This is a genomic window from Desulfuromonas thiophila, assembly GCF_900101955.1.
GTDB lineage: Bacteria > Desulfobacterota > Desulfuromonadia > Desulfuromonadales > Desulfuromonadaceae > Pseudodesulfuromonas > Pseudodesulfuromonas thiophila.
In genome coordinates, this window is record NZ_FNAQ01000002.1 from 1 (window position 1) to 19,445 (window position 19,445).

Below are 19,445 nucleotides of genomic sequence, written 5' to 3' on the forward strand. Positions count from 1 at the left end.
CGAGGATTTCCAGCGGTTCTGGGACTATCAACGCCCCGACTTCGCGGGAAAGTTTCTCGACAACTGGGTGACCCGGGCACTTCAAACCGACTTGGAGCCGATGAAGAAAGTAGCCCGGATGCTGCGCAGCCACAAGCCGCTGATCCTCAACTGGTTCAAGGCCAAAGGGCGGCTTTCCAGCGGGGCCGTGGAGGGTATGAACCTCAAGGCGAAACTCACCATGAGAAAAGCCTTCGGTTTTAAAACCCTGAAATGCCTGCAAATCGCCTTATATCATGAACTTGGCAAGTTGCCGGAACCTGATTATCTCCACAGATTCTGCTGACGAGCCCTAAAAAATAAGGGAAGGGAGAGCTGACTATGAAACGACTGATGCAACTGGGCTTGACCCTTTTCTTTATGCTGGTTTCCAGCAACCTCTTCGCCGCTGTTGAGGACCTGAACCCGGAAGGCAAGTTCAAGGTCATTCCGGCCCTGATGATGATCGCCCTGCTGGTGCTGTTCGTTCTGGTCGGGGTGTTCGCCAAGGCACAGAATACCGAGGACTACTGGGCCGCCGGCCGTGGTGTCGGCCAGCTCGGTGGTGGTATGGCTATCGCCTCCAACTGGATGTCGGCCGCTTCCTATCTGGGTATGGCCGGCCTGATCTACCTCAAGGGCTATTTTGCCCTGTCCTACGTGCTTGGCTGGACCGGTGGCTACGTGCTGCTGCTGGTGCTGATGGCCGGACAGGTGCGGCGCTATGGCAAGTACACCGCGCCGGACTTTATCGGTGACCGCTACTATTCGACCACCGCGCGTCTGCTGTCGTCGCTGATCGTTATCGTCATCTCCTTCGTTTATTCCGTCGGCCAGTACAAGGGCATCGGCATGATGTTCAACTGGATCTTCGGTATCAATTATCAGATGTCGGTGTTTGTCGGTACCGGCGTCGTGCTGGCCTACGTGCTGATCTCCGGTATGCTCGGCGCCACCAAGAACATGCAGGTACAGTATGTCGTTATCGTCATCACCTTCTTCCTGCCGCTGTTCTTCATCGCCCACAAGCTTGGCTACTTCTCGGCCGTGCCGCAGATCGGTTATGGCGCCGCCCTGTGGGATATCGGTCATGGTGGCAATGGCATCGCCGCGGCTTCGGCCGACCCGAGCTACTATCTGCCGTTCTCGAACTACACCGCTTACCACTGGTTCGCGCTGTGCATCACCCTGATGCTGGGTACTGCCGGCCTGCCCCACGTTATTGGCCGCTTCTATGTGGTGCCGCGCGTCAGTGACGCCCGCTGGCAGGTGGTATGGGGCCTGTTCTGCATCGCCCTGGTGTACTGGACCGCGCCTTGCTACGCTGCTTTCGCCAAGTTCTCCAACCTGCTGGGTACTGCCGGTGTCAATGTCTCGCCCGACGCCATCGTCGTCAACGCCGCCGAATTGGCGGGTCTGCCCGAGTGGTTTGCCGGCTTCCTCGCTGCCGGTGGTGTGTCGGCCGCGTTCTCGACGGTTGGTGGCTTGCTGATGGCGGGTGCCTCGGCCTTCGCCCATGACATCTACTTCCGCGTCATGAATCCGAACGCGACGGAAGAGAAGAAAATGCTCATCGCCCGCGTCGGTACCATTATCCTGGGTGTGTCCATCATCATCGCCGCACTGAATCCGCCGGCGCTGATCGCTCAGATCACGGCTGTCGCCTTCTCGCTGGGCGCCAACACCTTCTTCCCGCTGTTCCTGCTGGGTCTGTGGTGGAGCCGCACCACCAAGGAAGCCGCCATCGCCGGCATGGTCGTCGGTCTGGTGGTGACTTTTGGTTCGATGTTCCTGCCCAAGGCATCGGTGCTGGCCTACTACATTCCGTTTACCTCCAGCGCCATCCTCGGTGTCCCGGCGGTTCTGATCACGATGATCGTGGTTTCGCTGATGACCCCCGAGCCGTCGCAGGAAATCAAGGAACTGCTCTACAAGGTACATAACGACGAATAAACGCCCAGCGTTGACCTCGTCATCTTGCCCTCCGGTGCTCCCTCGCGCCGGGGGGCTTTTTTTGTGGCGCAGGACAGCCGGATTTTGCCAGGCTCAGGCGGCCTGGTGTGACAGCCGGGCTTGTTGGGGGGGGCGGATTGGCAGTGGGCAGCGCTGGCCTGGCCGACGCAGAAGGGATGTCTTCGCAGCAACCCAGCAGCAAGTCAGCGTCGTATCCATGGATGGAGCGCTAAGCCAGCGCCTGACTTGCCGCGATGGATTTGCCGGGCAAGCTGGACCGCGTTCTCTTTGGCCGGTGGCAAAAAATGCCGTGGATGATGCTGTTGCAATTTGAGCAGGATTGCTTCCTACATGCTGCAGACGTGGTGTGGGGCGGTGGTGCCTCGTGGCGGAGATGAACGGGGCGGGTTGAGGCCAGGGCTGGGATATGGTGGTGTTGAGGAACAGGTAAGCAAATGCTGGTAATACGGGGCCGGGGGCCGCCGCTGTGGCCCACCGACACGAAGGGCCGGGATCAAAAACCAGACCGGGGCCAAGGCAGGAGCTGGGCAAGCTTCGGGTGGGGCGCAACGGGCAGGTCAGGACGGTCGGGCTGGGCGATTTTCAGGCTGAACCAAGGCGGGAAGCGGCGCCGCTCTTTTTCGATACGGGCGAACGGGTACAAAAAAACGGCAGGCGGAACAATCCGCCTGCCGCAGGTTTTAACCGGAGGGAGAGGAGAGCGCTGCTACAGCGGCAGTTTCTTGTAGCGCTCGCGTTCGGCCTTGCCGGCTTCGATATGGGGTTCCGATGGCAGCTGCAGCAGTTCGAAGCCGCGCAGGGCGGTGCCGTTTTCCGGGTTGCGCAGCAGGGCCAGGCGGTAGGCCTCAATGGCTTCGTCCTGTCGGTCGGCGTATTTCAGGGCGGTGCCATAGTTGGCGTAGGATTCGGCAATGGCATTGCTGTAGCGTTCGTAATCCTTGGGATTGTGGCCGAACCAGCGCTGATAAAAGTCGATGGCGGTTTCAAAAGACTGCAGGGCGGTCTGCAATTCGGCGGAGTCAATGCTGGCCGGGTCGATGTGGCTGCGCTCGGTGTCGAGCTTCTTGCCGTAGAGGGCCCAGCCGAGGTGGATGACGCCGATGTCGTTCATGACGAAACCGTAGTTGATGTAGACATCGGTCCCCTGGTTGGCCTGGATGTTGGGGTGCTCCATTTCCTGGCGCGCCAGTTCATAGTAGCGCAGGGCTTCCTCGAACTGCTTCTCCTTCATCAGCTTCTGGGCGCTGACGGCGGTGATGTGGGCGTTTTTGTATTTGGGATCGACATCCTGGTGTTCGGCACCGTATTCACATTGCGACAGCCACATGATCAGTGACAGAATGATGATCAATACAAAAATAGGTTTTAGATTCATCCGCTTTGCTCCTGTTGAAAAATAAAAGAAAAAGTATAGACTGGACACCAATGAACTGCCAGCCCTATTTTGCGGGCGAATTTGCGGCCGGCCAACCCTGACGGAACCAGAACAGGGTTTTGTCTCAATCGTGGCCAAGGGAGCCTGAGCCATGTGGAAGTCTCTGTTCAAATCGGCCCAGCGCCGGGTCAAGGGCGAGCGGGGCGATCCGGTGGCGGAGTTTGTTTGCCGCAAGGCCGAGCAGATCCGTTCTTCGGCGGTGCTGAAGCTGTCGCTGAGCGAGGCAACCTTCTGTGTTGTCGACCTGGAGACCACCGGGCTGGATCTGGACAGCGATGTCATTATCAATGCGGCGGCGGTCAAGGTGAAAAGCCGGCAGATCACCAAGATCTTCGATACCTTCGTCAAGCCGCCGTTTCCGGTGCCGCCCGATTCGATTCAGTGGCATGGCATCACCGACACCATGCTGGAGAACAAGCCGACCATTGCCGAGGTGTTGCCGGAGCTGCTGCGCTTTATTGGACCGAGCATCCTGGTTGGTCATCATATCAATTTTGATCTGCGCATGCTGGACCGGCAGCTGCGGCGTTATTACGACTGCCCGCTGGAAGGGGCGCCCTGGCTGGATACCATGCTGCTGCACAAACTGGTGATGGAAAACAACACCAGTACCCGGCTGGACGATCTGTTGATGACCTACTGCATCGACTGCGAACAGCGCCACCGGGCGCTGGGCGATGCCATTGCCACCACCCGGGTGTTCCTGCGCATCATCCAGGAACTGTCGACGTCCTATCAGTCTCTCAACGATCTCTACAGCGCCCAGCTCGATCTTTCACGCAAGGAAAACCTGTGATGGTGCATCCCCGGCTCGAATACCGCCGCCATAAGATCTCGGTTCACCAGTACGAGGCTTACAAGGCCATGCCACGGCTGGAGTTGTTCGATACCCTGGCCCGCAGATATCTGGAGTTTGCCGAGCCGTACCGGACCGTGGTCGATGAGATGGCGCCGCCTTATTACCGCTGGTATCCCGGCGGCCGTCTCGATGTGTTTCACAATCTGATTGGCCGCCACATGGACAGCCTGCGCCGCAACAAGGCGGCGCTGATCTGGCGTGGCATGAACTTCGAGGAGCGCACCTATACCTATCAGGCCCTGGGCCACGAGGTTCTGTGCCTGATCAACGCCCTGCTGCGCCTGGGGGTGAAAAAGGGCGATTTCGTACTGCTCTATCTGCCCGATCTGCCGCAGACGGTGGTGGCCATGCTGGCCTGTGCCAGTCTGGGCGCCATTCATGTCAATTTCCACATGGCCTATTCGGCCGAGGCTCTGGCGGAACGGCTGCAGCACTGCCGGGCCAGGTATATCATTACCTGTGATGGCGTCAGTTTCCGCAGTCGGGGGCTCAAAGAGGTGGTTAACGAGGCCCTTGAACGGATCGATTACAGTATCAGCCATTGTGTGGTGGTACGTCATACCGGTCAACATTGCCAGATGAAGCCCAAGCGTGATCTGTGGTACGAGGATCTGATCACTGACCCGGATTATGCCACCGGCGCGGTGTTCGATCCGCTCTGTTCGGCGGACGAGCCGCTGTTCATGCTGTATACCTCGACCAAATCGAAGCGACCCCGTGCGGTGCTGCACGGCCTGGCCGGCTATCTGGTGTGGGCCCAGTTCACCACCGAGCTGCTGTTTGATCTGGTCGATACCGATATCTACTGGAACACCTCGGATCTGGCCTGGATCAATGGCCACAGCTACACCGTCTATGGCCCCTTGGCCCTGGGCGCGACAGTGTTTCTCTACGAAGGAGCTATTTCCTACGAGAATACCCGCTGTTTTTTCGATTATCTCGACCGCTATCATATCACGGTGCTTTACACCAACCCGTCACTGCTGCGCAGTGTCATGCGGGCCAAAAGCACCAAGCGCTACCTCAACCGGTCGAGCAATTCCCTGCGCCTGATTGGTTGCGGCGGCGAGAAGATCAGTGAGGAACTCTACAACTGGGTACAGTTCGAGCTGACCAACAAGCGCAACCTGCCGATTACCCAGATCTGGGGTCAGACCGAAACCGGCGGTTGTCTGATCGCCGGCGTGCCGGGGGTGCTGGGCTTCGAGGACGACACCATGATGCAGCCGCTGCCGGGGGTGGATGCGCGCATTGTCGATCATCAGGGCCGGGTGATTAGCGCTGCCGGTGAGCCGGGGCGGCTGGTGCTGGCTTCGCCCTTGCCGTCGATGCTGCAGGACCTCTACAAGGATCCGGTGGGCTATCCGCAGACCTTCTGGAAGAAGTATCCCCAGCGCAGCTACTACGCCACGGGTGATGGGGCCAGTTACGACGCCAAGCACAATCTGGAGCTCACCGGCCGGCTTGATGACGTGGTCAGCACCGGCGGCGGGCGGCGCAGTGTCGCGGAAATCGAACAGGCGGTGCTGGGCATGGAACGGGTGCGTGAATGTGCCGCCACGGTAATCGATCACCCGCTGCAGGGCTACATGCTGGTGGCTTTCTGTGTCCTGACGGATTCACGCGATGAGAGTTATCGCGAGAAGACCCTGCGCGAGATTCGTGAGCACATCATCGAGGAGATCGGCGAGCTCAATCTGCCGGACAAGATCCGTTTTACCAAATACCTGCCGAAGACACCGGACAATCAGATCAACCGTGAGCTGCTGAAAGAAATCGCTTTGCAGATGGAAGGCATTTGATGGCTGGAGGGGGCTGAAGCGCCTGGCGCCGCAGCCCGGCCGGCGGGGAGGCGCGATGGCCTGCTATTTCCCGGACCATGCTCGTGGCAGTCGTTACGAGCAGCTTTACGCCGAACTCAGCGCGGTCGAGCGGGTGATGCTGCTGCGCGAGTTCATCGGTGTAACCTACCGTCGCCGGTTCTGGTTCTTCCGCCAGTATGACTACCGCGCCTTCTACCGCGCGCCCTTGCGGTATAACCTGCAGGTCGCCGCCGCCCGGCAGGATCAGCGCCTGCAGGTCCCCTGGCGCATCTGGCGTAAAAGCGACCTGCGGCCGCACTATCTGCGGTTGGTGCTGCGCCATTACCAGCTGGGCGCGCTGCTGCAGCGCCTGCGACGGCGCCATCGTGACCGGCTGCCGCCAGCGGAGCCGGGCTGTCATCCCGATGGGCCGATGCTGCTGACGGCCCTGGGCTGGTATCTGAACCATGCGGCGCTGCTGACCTGCCAGACCGACCAGCTGGTTGCCCGGCTGGAGGCGGAAAACTGCCGCAGTCTGTACCTCTACTGTCTGGCCTGCCAGCACCAGATCAGTCAGCTGCTGGCGCAGGATGACAGCCCGCTGGAGGACTGCTTGCCCCTGGCGCAGCGCGTCGGCGGCCGCTGGCCTCTTGGTGCTGAACTTGAATTCAGCAACCTGGGGTATCGGGCCAGTTTCGAGCACAGCTTCGGCCGGCACCGGCGTGACTCCCGCTTTCACAATTTCATCTACTTTCATCATTATTTTCTTGAGGATGTCAGCTGGCGCCTGGGCGGCTATCTTGATCACCATGTGCGGCTGCGGCGCTATCTGCCGGTGCCCTGGATTGGCGGCTTCTTCGAGTACTCCCTGGTGCGGATGGATTATCTGCGGCGCTACAGCCTGCCGCTGACCTGTGATCCGATGCTGCTGGCGCACTACATTGCGCGGGTGGTCCGTTTCAGCCCCGATATCGCGCCGCACAGCCTGCATCTGAATTGCGAGCAGATTGCCTGTGGCGAGCGTTTGCCGCCTCGGCTGGGCGATCTGCTGTGTCTGCTGCTGCTGGGCGGCGACCTGCAACGCGACGACAGTACGGGTGACTGGGTGGAACAGCGGCTGTCGCGCCACGAGCTGATCAAGCTGGTCCGCCGGCGCCAGCACCTGTCCCTGTGGGATGGCCGGCCCCATGCGGTGGTGGAATACGCCTTCTGCCGCTTGCGAGCCCACTGGCAGGAGGAGGACTGGTTTTTGCTGTTGCTGGCCGTCAAGGGCTTCAATGCCAGCGCGGATTTTGGCCACGGCGAGCAGGTGCCTATTGAGTTGCTGGCGCAGTGGGCCCGGCGGGCGCGGCCGCTGGCAGCGCACCAGATCGAGGGGTTTGTCACGCGGGTGGCGGAAGGGTTACTGCGCGAACAGGTGTACAGTGCTGCCCAGGTCAGCCGCTGGCGTGCGGCTCTGGAACAACGTCTGTGGCGGGAAAACCGGCGTTTGGCTGGGGAATGAGCTGGCGGGCCTGCTGGCACAGCCGGTGGCTGTCGCACAGCTGGCGGCAGGCCTGCTGTACCTGTGGCTGCTGGTAGAACAGTTCGTCGACCAGAATCTGCTGCTGGCTGTCGCACAGCCGCAGGCTGTGGCAGCCGGTGCGCACCGGCAGCTGTGGCGTGTCGCGAAAGGAACGCCATTGGCCGCAGGGCAAAGACAAGGCGCCGCGATCCTGGCGCAGCAGGCGGCGCGGGTAGATATAGACCCAGGCGTCGTGACGCTGCAGAACCGGCTGGCCATCGCCGTCGCTGGCGATTCGTTCCACCAGTACCGGCAGCCGGCGACGCAGATAGATGCTGCGACGTGGTTGCAGCGGATAGAATTCCTCCAGTTTGTCGAGCAGTCGCATGACCCGCAGCGGCTGGTCGAACTGCATCAGTTCGCCGGCCACCAGCTGATGGTCATGCTGGTCGCCGATGATCAATCCGGGGAAACCGGCGGGCAGAAAATAGAGACTGCCACGGCAGAAGGCCGGCTCGATCTGGCGGACATGCTTTTTGATGAAGCGGTTGAAGTTGCCGTAGCGCTCCATCAGGCTGCCATAGAAGAAAAACAGCGCGCTTCGCTCCAGGTCGGCCTGGCGCAGGCGGTTGGCGCGCTGCCAGTGGTGGCGCACAAGCTGCAGCATGGGGTCAGCTCAGTCCCTTGCCGAAGTGGCTGCGGGTGGCGTTCTGCAGTTTGCTGACAGCCTGGAAGGCGCTGCGCAGCAGATCCTGCTCGGTGCGCGACAGGCTGGTGGGATCAATGGTGCTGCTGGGCTTCTCGCCTTCGCGCAGCAGGCTGATCTCGTTGCGCAGCCGCAGAAACGACAGGGCCTCGAACGCCACCCGGATATGCTCGGCGGTGTCGGCACTGAACACCTGGTCGCGGGTCAGGGCCTTGAGCCGCTCCAGGGTGGTCAGGGCGCGGACCTCGTGTTCGAGGGCGAACATGCGCACGCAATCGACAATGTAGATCAGACCGCCTTTTTTCAGCGACAGACTGCCGGCGTTGGGCCCGCTCTTTTCGGTGATGAAACGGCCCCACAGCCCCAGCGGTACCCGGTGGGTCAGGTTGAGTTGCATCACATGGTAGAGAAAGCCTGGATGTTCGCGCACGGCCTGAAACACGATGCTTTGCAGGCTGTGAGCCAGGCTGGCGTCGCCGGCCAGGGGCGTGAAGTCAAAAAAGATCGATGAATAACGCACCTTGTGGGGTTCGGGATTGGCAGCCCAGTCGGCGATGCGCTGGCGCCAGTCGTGCAATCGGCCGCGCCAGGCGGCGTTGCTGACCATGACATCGCCCTCGCACAGCGGGTAGCCGATAAAGTCGAGGGCCTGGGTGATGCGCTGGGCCAAGGGAATGAAGTAGGCATCAACCTCGGCCTGGCGCTCATCGGGAAAGTCTTCGTAGATGAAGCCGTTGTCCTGATCCGGCCCCAGCAGCATTTCGCGCCGGCCGCCGCTGCCCATGATCAGAAAGCAGTAGCGGATGTCCGGTTCCTGCTGGCCTTCGGCCGCCAGTTGCTGGCGACAGAGGTCGAAACAGCGACGGATGAGGCCATGGTGAATGTACGACAGGGTTTCCATGACCTCCGGTGCGCTGCGCGTTTCCGACAGCAGGCTGTCGGCTACCTGCACCAGGGTATCGTGCAGCTCGCGCAGGCTGGCCAGGTCCTGCGCTTCCTCGATACGGCCGAGCATCAGCAGGGCTTTCTGACTGCGGTGTCGCACCAGATCGGTCATGGTGACCATGCCGAGCAGGTGACCCGCTTCGACCACCGGCAGATGCTTGATGCGGTGGCCGATCATGAAGGCCATGGCCTCGTACATGTAGGTTGACGGTGGCAGAGCCAGCGGTTTGTGGCTCATCAGGGTGCGGGCACTGATCTGCTCGGCGTCGACACTCTGGGACAGTACCCGGCTGATCAGGTCACGGCAGGTCACCAGCCCGACCATGGCGCCGTCAGCGTCGGTGATGACCAGCGAACGGATGTGGTGGTCGTGCATCTGCCGCGCCACGTCGCGGGCGCTGGCGTTTTCGTTGCAGGTGATCACCGGTGCCGTCATGATTTCTGACAGCCGTTTCTGGAACGGGTAGGCCTCCAGCCGCCCGAGGGCTTTCTGGCTGTGGCTGGCGACGATATCGGCGTAGAGGTGGCGCACGCGGGCGACGATGGCGTTGTTGAAATACTGGCGCAGCTGCGGTTCGGCATCGCAGACGGCGATGATGACCTGCTGCGGCAGCAGAAAACATTCGGTTTCCCGGGCGGTGCGGGCGCCGCCGGTATAGGCCTCGCCGCTGAAGATCGGCGTGCAACCGAAATGCTGGCCTTCTCGGCGGTAGTCCACCACCAGTTCCTCGCCGCCGGTGGTCAGCAGGGTGATTTCGACCGTGCCTTCGCGGATCAGATAGAGATAGCCGGTAAAGGGATCGTTCTGGTTGAAGACATGGAAGTGGGCGGGGAATTTGCGTATGATGGCCGCTTCTTCCAGGCGGGTGAGATGTTCCGGCTGAAGATGACAGAAGGGCTCAAAGTCGCGCAGGGCGCGTGACGCCGCCATGGGAACCTCCGGCACAGGTGGTAGATGAACCTGGGGCTGCTCGATTGAAACGCTGTTTTGCAGTCTAGCATTGCGGGGCGCCAAAAAGAACCGTTTTTTACCGGCGACTGGCAGGCGCCGTTGGCGCAGGGACAGGAAAGGAAGACAAATGCGGATCAAACAGATTTTGGCTCGGCGGCAAGACTGCGCCGACCTGCAGGTGCGCGGCTGGGTGCGGACCGTGCGACGTGGCAAGGAGGTGCTGTTTGTCGAGGTCAATGACGGTTCCTGTCTGGCGGGCTTGCAACTGGTGCTGCCGGCGGCCCAGCTGGACGCCGGAGTGGCGGCGGGCTTGACCACCGGCGCCTGTGTCTGGGCCCAGGGCGCGCTCTGTCCGTCACCGGCGGCGGGGCAGCACTGGGAACTGCAGGTGCAGCAGTTGCGGCTGATCGGGGCCAGTGACAGTTCCTACCCCTTGCAGAAAAAGCGCCACAGCTTCGAATACCTGCGCAGCATTGCTCATTTGCGGCCGCGTACCAACAGCTTTGGCGCCCTCTTTCGCCTGCGCAGCCGGCTCTCGTTTGCCGTCCACCAGTTCTTTCAGGAGCGGGGCTTCCTCTATGTTCATACGCCGATTATTACCGCCAATGACTGCGAAGGGGCCGGCGAGCTGTTTCGTGTCACCACCCTGGATGCGGGCCAGCCACCGCGCACGGCAGCGGGGCAGGTCGATTTCAGCCAGGATTTTTTCGCCACCCGTACCGGCCTGACCGTCAGCGGCCAGCTGCAGGGCGAGCTGTTTGCCTGTGCCTTTGGTGATATCTATACCTTTGGTCCGACCTTCCGGGCGGAAAATTCCCATACCAGCCGCCATGCCGCCGAGTTCTGGATGATTGAGCCGGAGATGGCCTTTGCCGATCTGGCGCAGGATTGCCAGCTGGCGGAGGATTTTTTACGTTATCTGGTGCGGCATGCCCTGGAGCACTGTGGCGAGGAACTGGCCTTTTTCAACGAGCGGGTCGAGCCCGGGCTGTTGCCACGGCTGGAGGCGCTGGCCGAGGCCCGTTTTGAAAACCTCAGCTACACCGAGGCCATTGCCCACCTGCAGGCCAGCGGTCGTGATTTCAGTTATCCGGTATCCTGGGGGGCCGATCTGCAGACCGAACACGAACGCTATCTGTGTGAGGAGGTCATCGGCGGGCCGCTGTTTGTGACCGATTACCCCAAGCAGATCAAGGCGTTTTACATGCGGCAGAATGACGATGGCCGAACCGTGGCGGCCATGGATCTGCTGGTGCCACGGGTGGGTGAAATCATTGGTGGCAGCCAGCGCGAGGAGCGTCTTGACCTGTTGCAGGCCCGCCTGGCCGAACTGGGTATGGAGGCCGCCGCTCTCGATTGGTATCTCGACAGCCGGCGCTGGGGCAGTTGTCCCCATGCCGGCTTTGGTCTGGGGTTTGAGCGGCTGCTGATGTATTTCAGCGGCATGGAAAATATCCGCGATGTCATCCCCTTTCCACGGACGCCCGGCCATGCCGAGTTCTGAGCCGGTGGCCGCCGGGGTTGCTCAGAGCGCTATGCGGCGCTTCTGGCAGTAGCCGCGCAGCAGATTCAGGGCCTGGTTGACCCGCTGCAGCTTGTTGTTGCGGGCCTTGAGAGCCAACACGTCGTCGAGCGGAATCTGTTCCTGCCGCAGGTCGCGCTGTACCAGGTTCAGCTGGCTGGCCAGGGTTTTCAGATCCACCGCCGTGTAGGGCCGCAGCAGCGGCGGCGACAGGCTGAAGTAGCCGTCGGCGATATCCTGCGCCAGCTTTTTGGGGTTGCCGCTGATGGCCATGCGATCCTCCGTATCAGGGAATAAAGGGATGCCCGATGGTTGAGTACAAGGTGATCGAAACCAGTATTGTAACGGACGAAACCCTGGAGCGCATTCTCAATGAGGGCACGCGCCAGGGTTGGTTGTTCGAACGTATCCAGTTTGCCATGTATGAGGGCAGCAAGCGGCCCGGCATGGCCTTTGTGCTGTTCACCCGCGAGCTGCCGCTGGCGGCGCAGGACTCCATGGCGCCCTGAGCCGCCAGCGGCGATCAGCGGCGGGAGGTGTCGTTCGGCTAGTAAGCCAAGCCGGCTTTTTTACGGACCTTGCGCATGACCCTGACCGCCTCGCGGCGCGCCTTGTCGGCGCCCTGTTGCAGGGTCTGCCGCAGTTGGTCGCTGTCCTGCAACAGGGCATTGCGTCGTTCGGTAAAGGGGGCGAAGTAGTCGCGAATCGTGACGAACAGCTCTTCCTTGATCTCGCCATAACCGGTGCCCCCGGCCAGATAACGCTGACGCAGGGCCTCTTGGCCGGCTTTGTCAAGGAACAGGCGGTAGATCTGAAACAGGTTGCAGCTGTCGGGATTCTTGGGCGCTTCCACCGGCGTGGAGTCGGTGACAATGCGCATGACCTGCTTGCGCAGCGCCTTTTCCTCCTGAAACAGGTCGATGGTGTTGCCGTAGCTTTTGCTCATCTTCTGGCCATCCAGGCCGGGCACGGTGGCCACCTCATCGTCGATGTCCGGCTCGGGCAGGGTGAAGATCTCGCCATAGACGTTGTTGACCTTGATGGCGATATCACGTGTCACCTCGACATGCTGCTTCTGGTCTTTGCCGACGGGTACCCGGTCGCTGTTGAACAGCAGGATGTCGGCACTCATCAGCACCGGATAGGCGAACAGACCGTGGTTGGCGGCAATACCCTTGGCGACCTTGTCCTTGTAGCTGTGGCAGCGTTCCAGCAGCCCCATGGGGGTGAAATTGGACAGAAACCAAGCCAGTTCCTGCACTTCGGGCACGTCGGATTGCACCCAGAAGGTGCTGCGCTGTGGATCCATGCCGAGGGCGAGGAAGTTGGCAGCCGCTTCCAGGGTGCCGCGGGCCAGGGCCTTGCCGTCGGACAGGCTGGTCATGGCATGATAGTTGGCGATGAAGCAGAACAGCTCGCCCTGCTGCTGGTAGTCGATCATCTTCTTCATCATGCCGAAATAGTTGCCCAGATGCAGGGAACCCGAGGGCTGGATGCCGGAAAGTATGCGCATGGTGGTGATCCTTCTGGTGGCTTTTGGTTGATAAGCTGGAAGCTGGCCGGCGGGGCCGCAGGAAAAACAAAAAAGCCGCGATCGGGCGATCGCGGCAGGCATTTGGTTTCAGGCCCGGCCGAACGAGGTGGCGGGCGGTTGATGGTCGGCAGCGCGCGGTCGCGGTTACGGCAGCGGGCAGCGGCGCCATCGTCTGGTCGGGGTCGGTTGCGGATTCATGGCGGGCAGACTAGCAGCTTCGCCGCTGCCGGTCAACGGCGGATTCCGCGTTCCGCGCCGGGTTTTCTGCCTGTGCCGGAAGGTCAGCAAGTGGTTTGTGGTGTCCCGGCTAGAGCAGGCGGCTGCGGAAGATAAAGAAGACCGCACCGAGCAGGCACAGGCCAGCCCACAGGTAATCGAGACTGAGTTTTTCTTTAAGATAGAGCAGCGAGAAGGGCACGAAGACCAGCAGGGTGATCACCTCCTGCAGAATCTTCAGCTGGCCGACGGGTAGGACGCTGTGACCGATGCGGTTGGCCGGCACCTGCAGCAGGTATTCGAACAGGGCGATACCCCAGCTGACCAGGGCTGCAATGATCCAGGGCTTGTGCGCCAGATTGCGCAGGTGGCCATACCAGGCAAAGGTCATGAACACATTGCTCAGGCTCAACAGCACAATGGTAATGACAATTCGGTTCATGATGGAGTAGCCGCCGCTGCCGCAGGAGTGGGAAAGCTGCCGGAAAAACCGCTTTCTTATGCGCCGGCCCGACCAAAAGATCAAGCCGGCTTTTGTCCGCTGAAACAAAAAGCCGGCTTGACTTTCTAGGGTCAAATTGCTAGGTTGCGCGTTCCGCTCCGCCTGCGGGGCGAATGTCACGGGAAAGCGAGGTGAAGGATACGTGGAAATTCAGGTTCTCGACAACAATGTCGAAAAGGCCATTCGCGTGCTCAAGCGTAAGCTGCAGCAGGAAGGGCTTTTCCGTGAGATGAAACAGCGCAAGTTCTATGAAAAACCCAGCGTCAAGCGCAAGCGCAAGGAGAAGGAAGCCCAGCGCCGTCTGCGCAAGAAGATGCGTCTGATGACCAACGACTGACGCCGGTTGATTGTTTTTTCCGGTAAAGCACAAAAAAAAGGGAAGGCCCGCGGGCCTTCCCTTTTTTTGTGTGTTGTACGGTGCGCCACTCAGGGCAACTGGGGAATCTTCAGCCCGACCAGATCCTCCAGCAGGCCGATCACCTGGCAGCTGTAGCCGAATTCGTTGTCATACCAGACATAGAGCACGCAGCGGTTGTCGTCAACGATGGTGGCCAGCGAATCGACCACGCCGGCATAGCGTGAACCGACGAAGTCAGACGACACCACCTCGGGCGAATTGGTGAAGTCAATCTGGTTCTGTAACGGCGAATCCAGGGAAATGTCACGCAGGTAGCTGTTCAGCTCCTGCACACTGGTGCTTTTATCCAGGGTCAGATTGAGAATGGCCATGGACACGTTGGGCGTCGGCACGCGGATGGCGTTGCCGGTTAGCTTGCCGGCCAGTTCCGGCAGCGCCTTGGCCACGGCCTTGGCCGCGCCGGTTTCAGTCAGCACCATGTTGAGTGGCGCGCTGCGACCGCGGCGCGGTTTTTTGTGGTAGTTGTCGATCAGATTCTGGTCGTTGGTGTAGGAATGGCAGGTTTCCACATGGCCGTAGCGGATGCCGAAACGGTCATTGACCGCCTTGAGCACCGGCACGATGGCATTGGTGGTGCAGCTGGCGGCGGAATAGAGGTGTTCGTCGGGCCGGATCAGCGCGTTGTTGACACCGTGAACGATGTTGGGGATGTCGCCCTTGCCCGGTGCGGTCAGGATCACCTTGGCGATGCCCCTGGCCTGCAGATGGCGGCCCAGTCCCTCGCGGTCGCGCCATTTGCCGGTATTGTCGATCAGAATGGCGTTGTCGATGCCGTAGGCGGTGTAGTCGACGGTTTCCGGCGCGTCGGCGTAGATGATCTTGATCAGGTTGCCATTGGCGACAATGGCGTTTTCCTCCTCGTCAATCTTGATGACGCCCTGGAACCGGCCGTGGATCGAGTCGCGCCGCAGCAGGCTGGCCCGTTTGATCAGGTCGTCGTCACTGCCCTTGCGCACCACGGCGGCGCGCAGCCGCAGCTTGTCGCCTCCGCCGGTCTGCTCAATAAGCAGGCGGGCCAGCAGCCGGCCGATGCGGCCAAAACCATACAGCACCACGTCGCGCGGTTCGGCCAGCACCGGTGTGCTGCCGGTATTGAGACCAGCCAGCTCGCGGCCGATAAAGGTCTCGACGGATTCACCGGCGGCCTGGGCCTGATAGCGCACGGTCAGCTTGCCCAGATCGATCTTGCAAGGCGCCAGGTCGAGTTTGCTGATGGCCTGCAGCAGCGGATAGCTGTCGCGCACGGAAATCTCGTTTTCCAGAATCTGGCGGGCGAACCGGTGAGCGCGCAGAATCCCGATGGGGTTGCGGTTGATCAGCGAACGGCCATAGATACTGAGGATGATGCCCCGGTTACGGTAGAGGCTGCCGATGATCGGCACCATGTTCTCGGCCAGTTCCGAACGCTGTGCCCAGTCGGTGAAATAAAGCTGCGCCTTGTCTTCCATGCGATGTCGTCCTTTATGCGCGAAGGGTTGGGGAAAAGGGCTGGGTGCCGTCAAATGGCAGACAATGGGCGGCATTCTAGGGGAAGCGGATTTTTTTCTCAAGGCGAAAGGACCGCCGGCGGGCGGGCTTGCCTTGGTGCCACAGTCATGTAAGATAGGGGCTGCCCCGGCTGGCGGGGCGATGTGACAGCACAGCCCGTGATTCGGAGGATGCCCCCTATGACGCAGCGCGTACAGTATTCAGAACTGGGACTGGTCAACTCGCGTGCCCTGTTTGCCCGCGCAATGGCCGATGGTTATGCTATTCCGGCCTATAATTTCAACAATATGGAACAGCTGCAGGCCATTGTGGTGGCTTGCGTGGAAAGTCGCTCACCGGTCATACTGCAGGTGAGCAAGGGCGCGCGGCAGTACGCCAATGAAACCCTGCTGCGCTACATGGCCATGGGCGCCGTGGCCATGGCGCGCGATCTGGGTGTCGACCTACCCATCTGTCTGCATCTGGATCACGGCGATTCCTTCGAGCTGTGCCAGTCCTGCATCGACGCCGGTTTTTCCTCGGTGATGATCGATGGCTCGCATCTGACCTACGAGGACAATGTCGCCCTGACCCGCCGGGTCGTCGACTATGCCCGCCGTTTTGACGTGACGGTGGAGGGCGAACTGGGCGTGCTGGCCGGCATTGAGGATGAGGTCAGCGCCGAGCACTCGACCTACACCCGGCCGGAAGAGGTGGAGGATTTTGTCAGCCGTACCGGTGTTGACTCCCTGGCCATTTCCATCGGCACCAGTCATGGCGCCTACAAATTCAAGCTCAAGGAGGGCGAGGAGGTGCCGCCGCTGCGCTTCGATATCCTTGATGAGGTCGCGCGCCGCCTGCCCGGTTTTCCCATCGTGCTGCATGGGGCCTCCAGTGTGGTGCCGGAATATGTCGCTCTGATCAATGCCCACGGTGGCCGGCTCGACGGCGCCGTCGGTGTGCCGGAGGAGCAGCTGCGGCGCGCGGCGGCCAGCGCCGTCTGCAAGATCAATATCGATTCCGATGGTCGTCTGGCCATGACGGCCAAGGTGCGCGAGTACCTGGCCCAGCATCCGGAGGAATTCGATCCGCGCAAGTATCTCGGCGCGGCCCGCAGCGAACTGGTCCGGCTGATCCGTCACAAGAATGAAGCCGTGCTCGGCAGCGCCGGCCGGGTCTGAGGCCCCTGCTTTGTTTCTCTTTTTCCAGCGACAGGAGAATCTCTCATGATCAGTGAAACCATGGCAGCAGCTCTCAACGAGCAGATGAATTACGAGTTCTATTCCGCCAACATCTATCTGGCCATGAGTGCCTATTGCAGTGCCAAGGGCCTCGACGGCTTTGCCAGCTGGCACTATAACCAGTATCTGGAAGAGCAGCTGCACGCGATGAAGTTCTACCATTACCTGCTGGACCAGAACCAGCCGGTGGAACTGGATGCCATGCCCAAGCCGAAGAAGGATTACGGGTCACCCTTAAGCGTGTTCGAGCAGGCCCTGGCGCACGAGCGTTCGGTGACAGCGCGCATCTACAAGCTGGTTGATCGTGCCCTGGAGGAACGTGACCATGGTACCAACTCCTTTCTGCAGTGGTTTGTCAACGAGCAGGTCGAGGAGGAGTCCACCATCAATGGCATTCTTGACAAGCTGCGGCTGGTGGAAAGTTCCGGCAATGGTATCTTTATGGTCAACAACGAACTGGGCCAGCGTCCGGCCCCGCAACCGCTGGCCTGATCCCCGCGGGATTTCCGGCCGGCCCTGAGCCAAAGGAGAGCGTGATGGAAAAGTACGTCTGTGGTCCCTGTGGTTATGTCTATGATCCCGCCGAGGGCGATCCGGACAACGGTATCGCCGCCGGCACGGCCTTTGCCGATCTGCCCGAAGACTGGTGCTGCCCGCTGTGCGGTGCGCCCAAGAGCGAATTCGATCCGGCCTGAAGCGCCCCCTTGTCGTCAGATAAAAAAGCCCCGTGTGGCCTGGTTGGCCGCGCGGGGCTTTGCTGTTGCGGTGCTGTCAGGCCGATGGCCGGCGGAGACGGGCGACTAGAAGATGTTCTTGGAATAGAAGATCTCGGTCATCTCGTGGCGCAGCAGTTCCTTGACCCGTTCCTTTTCGCTGTCGGAAAAATCCTGCATCGCCGTGCCGAACAGGTAGTTTTCCAGTTCCACATCCTTCAGCAGCATCTTGGTGTGGAACAGGTTTTCCTGGTGAATGTTGATATCGACACAGTGGTACAGATCCAGCGTCTTACGCTTGATGAACTGCTGGATCGAGTGGATGCGGTGGTCGATATAATGCTTTTTGCCCTTGGTGTCGCGGGTGAAGCCGCGAACCTTGTAGTCCATCAGCACGATATCCGATTCGAACGATTCGATCAGATGGTTGAGGGCCTTGAGCGGGCTGATCTTGCCGCAGGTCGACACGTCGACATCAACCCGGAAGGTGGAAATGCCCAGCTTCGAATCCGTTTCCGGATAGGTGTGGATGCACAGGTGGCTCTTGTCCAGATGTGCCAGTACCTGGTCGGGCTTGGGATCGACCGGTTCCTCGGCGATCAGGATCGTGACACTGGCGCCCATCGGGTCATAGTCCTGACTGGAAATGCTCAGGATGTTGGCGCCGATGATGTCGGCAACCTCCTGCAGGATGGTAACCAGCCGCTCGGCGTTGTATTCCTCGTCGATATACTCAAGGTATTCCTTGCGGTTGGCCGGCGCTTTGGCGTAACAGACATCGTAGATGTTGAACGACAGCGTCTTGGTGAGATTGTTGAATCCGCGCAGCTTGATTTTGTTGCGTGGCCGCTTGACCCGGGTGAGCTTTTTTGCACACATGGCCCGCCTCCTTTTTGTCAGAAAACAAAAGGCTGGAAAACGAAAAAACGCGCCAATAGAAGCACAAAGCCGTTGACAGAACAAGGAAATAAACGGCGGACGGCAGGAAAAAATCAGCCGGAAAATCCGGGCGGTAAAAACAGTGGCTTAGCTGGCTGGGGGTGGGGCACAGGGCGGACGCAGGGCGCTCAGGCACAGGTCGATGGCGTGTTCCGCCAGAGGGGGGATCGGCAGATCCTTGAGCAGGCGGATGCGCAGGATGCCGTAGAAGGCGGCGTCGATGAACCAGGCGGTCTTTTCGGCGTCCAGCGGGCGGACGCTGCCATCGGCCATGCCCTGCTGCAGAAAACGGATCAGCAGGCTGATCTTGTAGCCAAGAAAGTCGCGGATCAGCCCATGGCCGCAGGTGCCGGGTACCAGGACCTCGTCGGTCATGTCGCGGATCAGTACCCGCACGCGCAACTGTTCACGTTCGACCAGGGTTTGTTCGCTGCGTAGCAACCGTTCAACACAGGCATAGCCGCTTAGCCGACGGCTGTCGATGCGATCGTAGCCCTGCCGGGTGGCGTCGAGCAACTCGCGCAGCACCTCGGTGAGGATGCCTTCCTTGTTTTTGAAATGGTAGAACAGGGTGCCCTGGGCCACGCCGGCCTGACTGGCGATTTCCGCCGTGCTGGTGTTGCGGAAGCCTTTTTCGGCAAACAGGGTGATGGCCGCCGTGATGATTCGGTCACGCTTGGGGGTCATGGGCCCTCCCG

At 60.6% G+C, this 19,445-nt stretch carries 19 protein-coding genes and 1 pseudogene; 11 read left to right on the plus strand and 9 right to left on the minus strand.

The genetic code is table 11. The features are described 5' to 3' along the window. On the plus strand, positions 1–325 hold a 325-nt coding region (locus BLR80_RS02255), incomplete at its 5' end, for a transposase (RefSeq protein ID WP_143012067.1). Between the two features lie 35 nt (positions 326–360). Continuing rightward, positions 361–1,971 (plus strand): VC_2705 family sodium/solute symporter, encoded by a 1,611-nt coding sequence (locus tag BLR80_RS02260; protein WP_092075869.1) that lies wholly within the window; start codon positions 361–363, stop codon positions 1,969–1,971. Positions 1,972–2,698: 727 nt separating this feature from the next. On the opposite strand, the gene BLR80_RS02265 is transcribed toward BLR80_RS02260, so the two are convergent. Beyond that, the gene (locus BLR80_RS02265; RefSeq protein WP_092075871.1) at positions 2,699–3,367 is read right to left on the minus strand and encodes a tetratricopeptide repeat protein; all 669 of its coding nucleotides are present in this window, start codon (positions 3,365–3,367) and stop codon (positions 2,699–2,701) included. A 151-nt stretch (positions 3,368–3,518) separates the two neighbouring features. Between BLR80_RS02265 and BLR80_RS02270 the strand changes: the two genes are divergently transcribed. From BLR80_RS02270 to BLR80_RS02280, 3 genes are read left to right on the plus strand one after another with little or no spacing between them, the layout of a single operon-like run. Continuing rightward, the gene (locus BLR80_RS02270; protein WP_092075873.1) at positions 3,519–4,223 is read left to right on the plus strand and encodes a 3'-5' exonuclease; all 705 of its coding nucleotides are present in this window, start codon (positions 3,519–3,521) and stop codon (positions 4,221–4,223) included. Then, entirely contained in the window at positions 4,223–6,088 is a 1,866-nt protein-coding gene (locus BLR80_RS02275; protein WP_092075875.1) for an AMP-binding protein, read from the plus strand. The genes BLR80_RS02270 and BLR80_RS02275 overlap by 1 nt, the downstream gene beginning before the upstream one ends. Positions 6,089–6,143: 55 nt before the next feature. After that, positions 6,144–7,592 (plus strand): hypothetical protein, encoded by a 1,449-nt coding sequence (locus BLR80_RS02280; RefSeq protein WP_092075877.1) that lies wholly within the window; start codon positions 6,144–6,146, stop codon positions 7,590–7,592. Here BLR80_RS02280 and BLR80_RS02285 read toward each other — a convergent pair. Together BLR80_RS02285 and BLR80_RS02290 are read right to left on the minus strand one after the other, a co-directional pair. Further along, entirely contained in the window at positions 7,525–8,259 is a 735-nt protein-coding gene (locus BLR80_RS02285) for a gamma-glutamylcyclotransferase family protein (RefSeq protein WP_092075879.1), read from the minus strand. The genes BLR80_RS02280 and BLR80_RS02285 overlap by 68 nt on opposite strands. A 4-nt stretch (positions 8,260–8,263) precedes the next feature. Then, positions 8,264–10,174: a putative nucleotidyltransferase substrate binding domain-containing protein gene (locus tag BLR80_RS02290; protein ID WP_092075881.1), complete on the minus strand. Its 1,911-nt coding sequence runs from the start codon at positions 10,172–10,174 to the stop codon at positions 8,264–8,266. Between the two features lie 148 nt (positions 10,175–10,322). On the opposite strand from BLR80_RS02290, the gene asnS reads away from it, so the two are divergent. Further along, positions 10,323–11,699, plus strand: coding sequence for an asparagine--tRNA ligase (gene asnS, locus BLR80_RS02295; protein WP_092075883.1), 1,377 nt, complete (start codon positions 10,323–10,325; stop codon positions 11,697–11,699). Between the two features lie 21 nt (positions 11,700–11,720). Here the strand turns inward: asnS and BLR80_RS02300 are convergent, their stop codons facing one another. Beyond that, on the minus strand, positions 11,721–11,990 hold the full coding sequence (locus BLR80_RS02300; protein WP_092075885.1) for a hypothetical protein: 270 nt from the start codon (positions 11,988–11,990) through the stop codon (positions 11,721–11,723). 35 nt (positions 11,991–12,025) lie between these two features. Here BLR80_RS02300 and BLR80_RS02305 point away from each other — a divergent pair, with 35 nt between their 5' ends. Beyond that, entirely contained in the window at positions 12,026–12,226 is a 201-nt protein-coding gene (locus BLR80_RS02305) for a DUF4177 domain-containing protein (protein WP_092075887.1), read from the plus strand. Between the two features lie 38 nt (positions 12,227–12,264). On the opposite strand, the gene trpS is transcribed toward BLR80_RS02305, so the two are convergent. Both trpS and BLR80_RS02315 read right to left on the minus strand, forming a co-directional pair. Beyond that, entirely contained in the window at positions 12,265–13,230 is a 966-nt protein-coding gene (trpS, locus tag BLR80_RS02310) for a tryptophan--tRNA ligase (protein ID WP_092075889.1), read from the minus strand. Positions 13,231–13,558: 328 nt separating this feature from the next. After that, positions 13,559–13,909: a DMT family protein gene (locus BLR80_RS02315; protein ID WP_092075891.1), complete on the minus strand. Its 351-nt coding sequence runs from the start codon at positions 13,907–13,909 to the stop codon at positions 13,559–13,561. A 202-nt stretch (positions 13,910–14,111) separates the two neighbouring features. Here BLR80_RS02315 and rpsU point away from each other — a divergent pair. Then, positions 14,112–14,288: pseudogene (gene rpsU / locus BLR80_RS02320) on the plus strand (30S ribosomal protein S21); the annotation flags it as partial. 107 nt (positions 14,289–14,395) lie between these two features. On the opposite strand, the gene BLR80_RS02325 reads toward rpsU, so the two are convergent. Further along, complete coding sequence (locus BLR80_RS02325) at positions 14,396–15,835, minus strand: glyceraldehyde-3-phosphate dehydrogenase (protein ID WP_092075894.1); 1,440 nt, start codon at positions 15,833–15,835, stop codon at positions 14,396–14,398. A 219-nt stretch (positions 15,836–16,054) separates the two neighbouring features. Here BLR80_RS02325 and BLR80_RS02330 point away from each other — a divergent pair, with 219 nt between their 5' ends. Genes BLR80_RS02330 through rd form a run of 3 tightly spaced genes read left to right on the plus strand, consistent with a single transcriptional unit; the run spans position 16,055 to position 17,790 of the window. Beyond that, positions 16,055–17,035, plus strand: a complete 981-nt coding sequence (locus tag BLR80_RS02330) for a class II fructose-bisphosphate aldolase (protein ID WP_092075896.1) — start codon at positions 16,055–16,057, stop codon at positions 17,033–17,035. 45 nt (positions 17,036–17,080) lie between these two features. After that, entirely contained in the window at positions 17,081–17,587 is a 507-nt protein-coding gene (locus BLR80_RS02335; protein ID WP_092075898.1) for a ferritin, read from the plus strand. Positions 17,588–17,631: 44 nt separating this feature from the next. Further along, on the plus strand, positions 17,632–17,790 hold the full coding sequence (gene rd / locus BLR80_RS02340) for a rubredoxin (protein ID WP_092075900.1): 159 nt from the start codon (positions 17,632–17,634) through the stop codon (positions 17,788–17,790). A gap of 105 nt (positions 17,791–17,895) precedes the next feature. Here rd and speD read toward each other — a convergent pair whose 3' ends face one another. Beyond that, on the minus strand, positions 17,896–18,687 hold the full coding sequence (gene speD, locus BLR80_RS02345; protein ID WP_092075902.1) for an adenosylmethionine decarboxylase: 792 nt from the start codon (positions 18,685–18,687) through the stop codon (positions 17,896–17,898). Positions 18,688–18,834: 147 nt separating this feature from the next. Next, a complete protein-coding gene (locus BLR80_RS02350) occupies positions 18,835–19,434 on the minus strand; it encodes a TetR/AcrR family transcriptional regulator (RefSeq protein ID WP_092075904.1) in 600 nt (199 codons plus the stop codon). Positions 19,435–19,445: the final 11 nt, after the last annotated feature.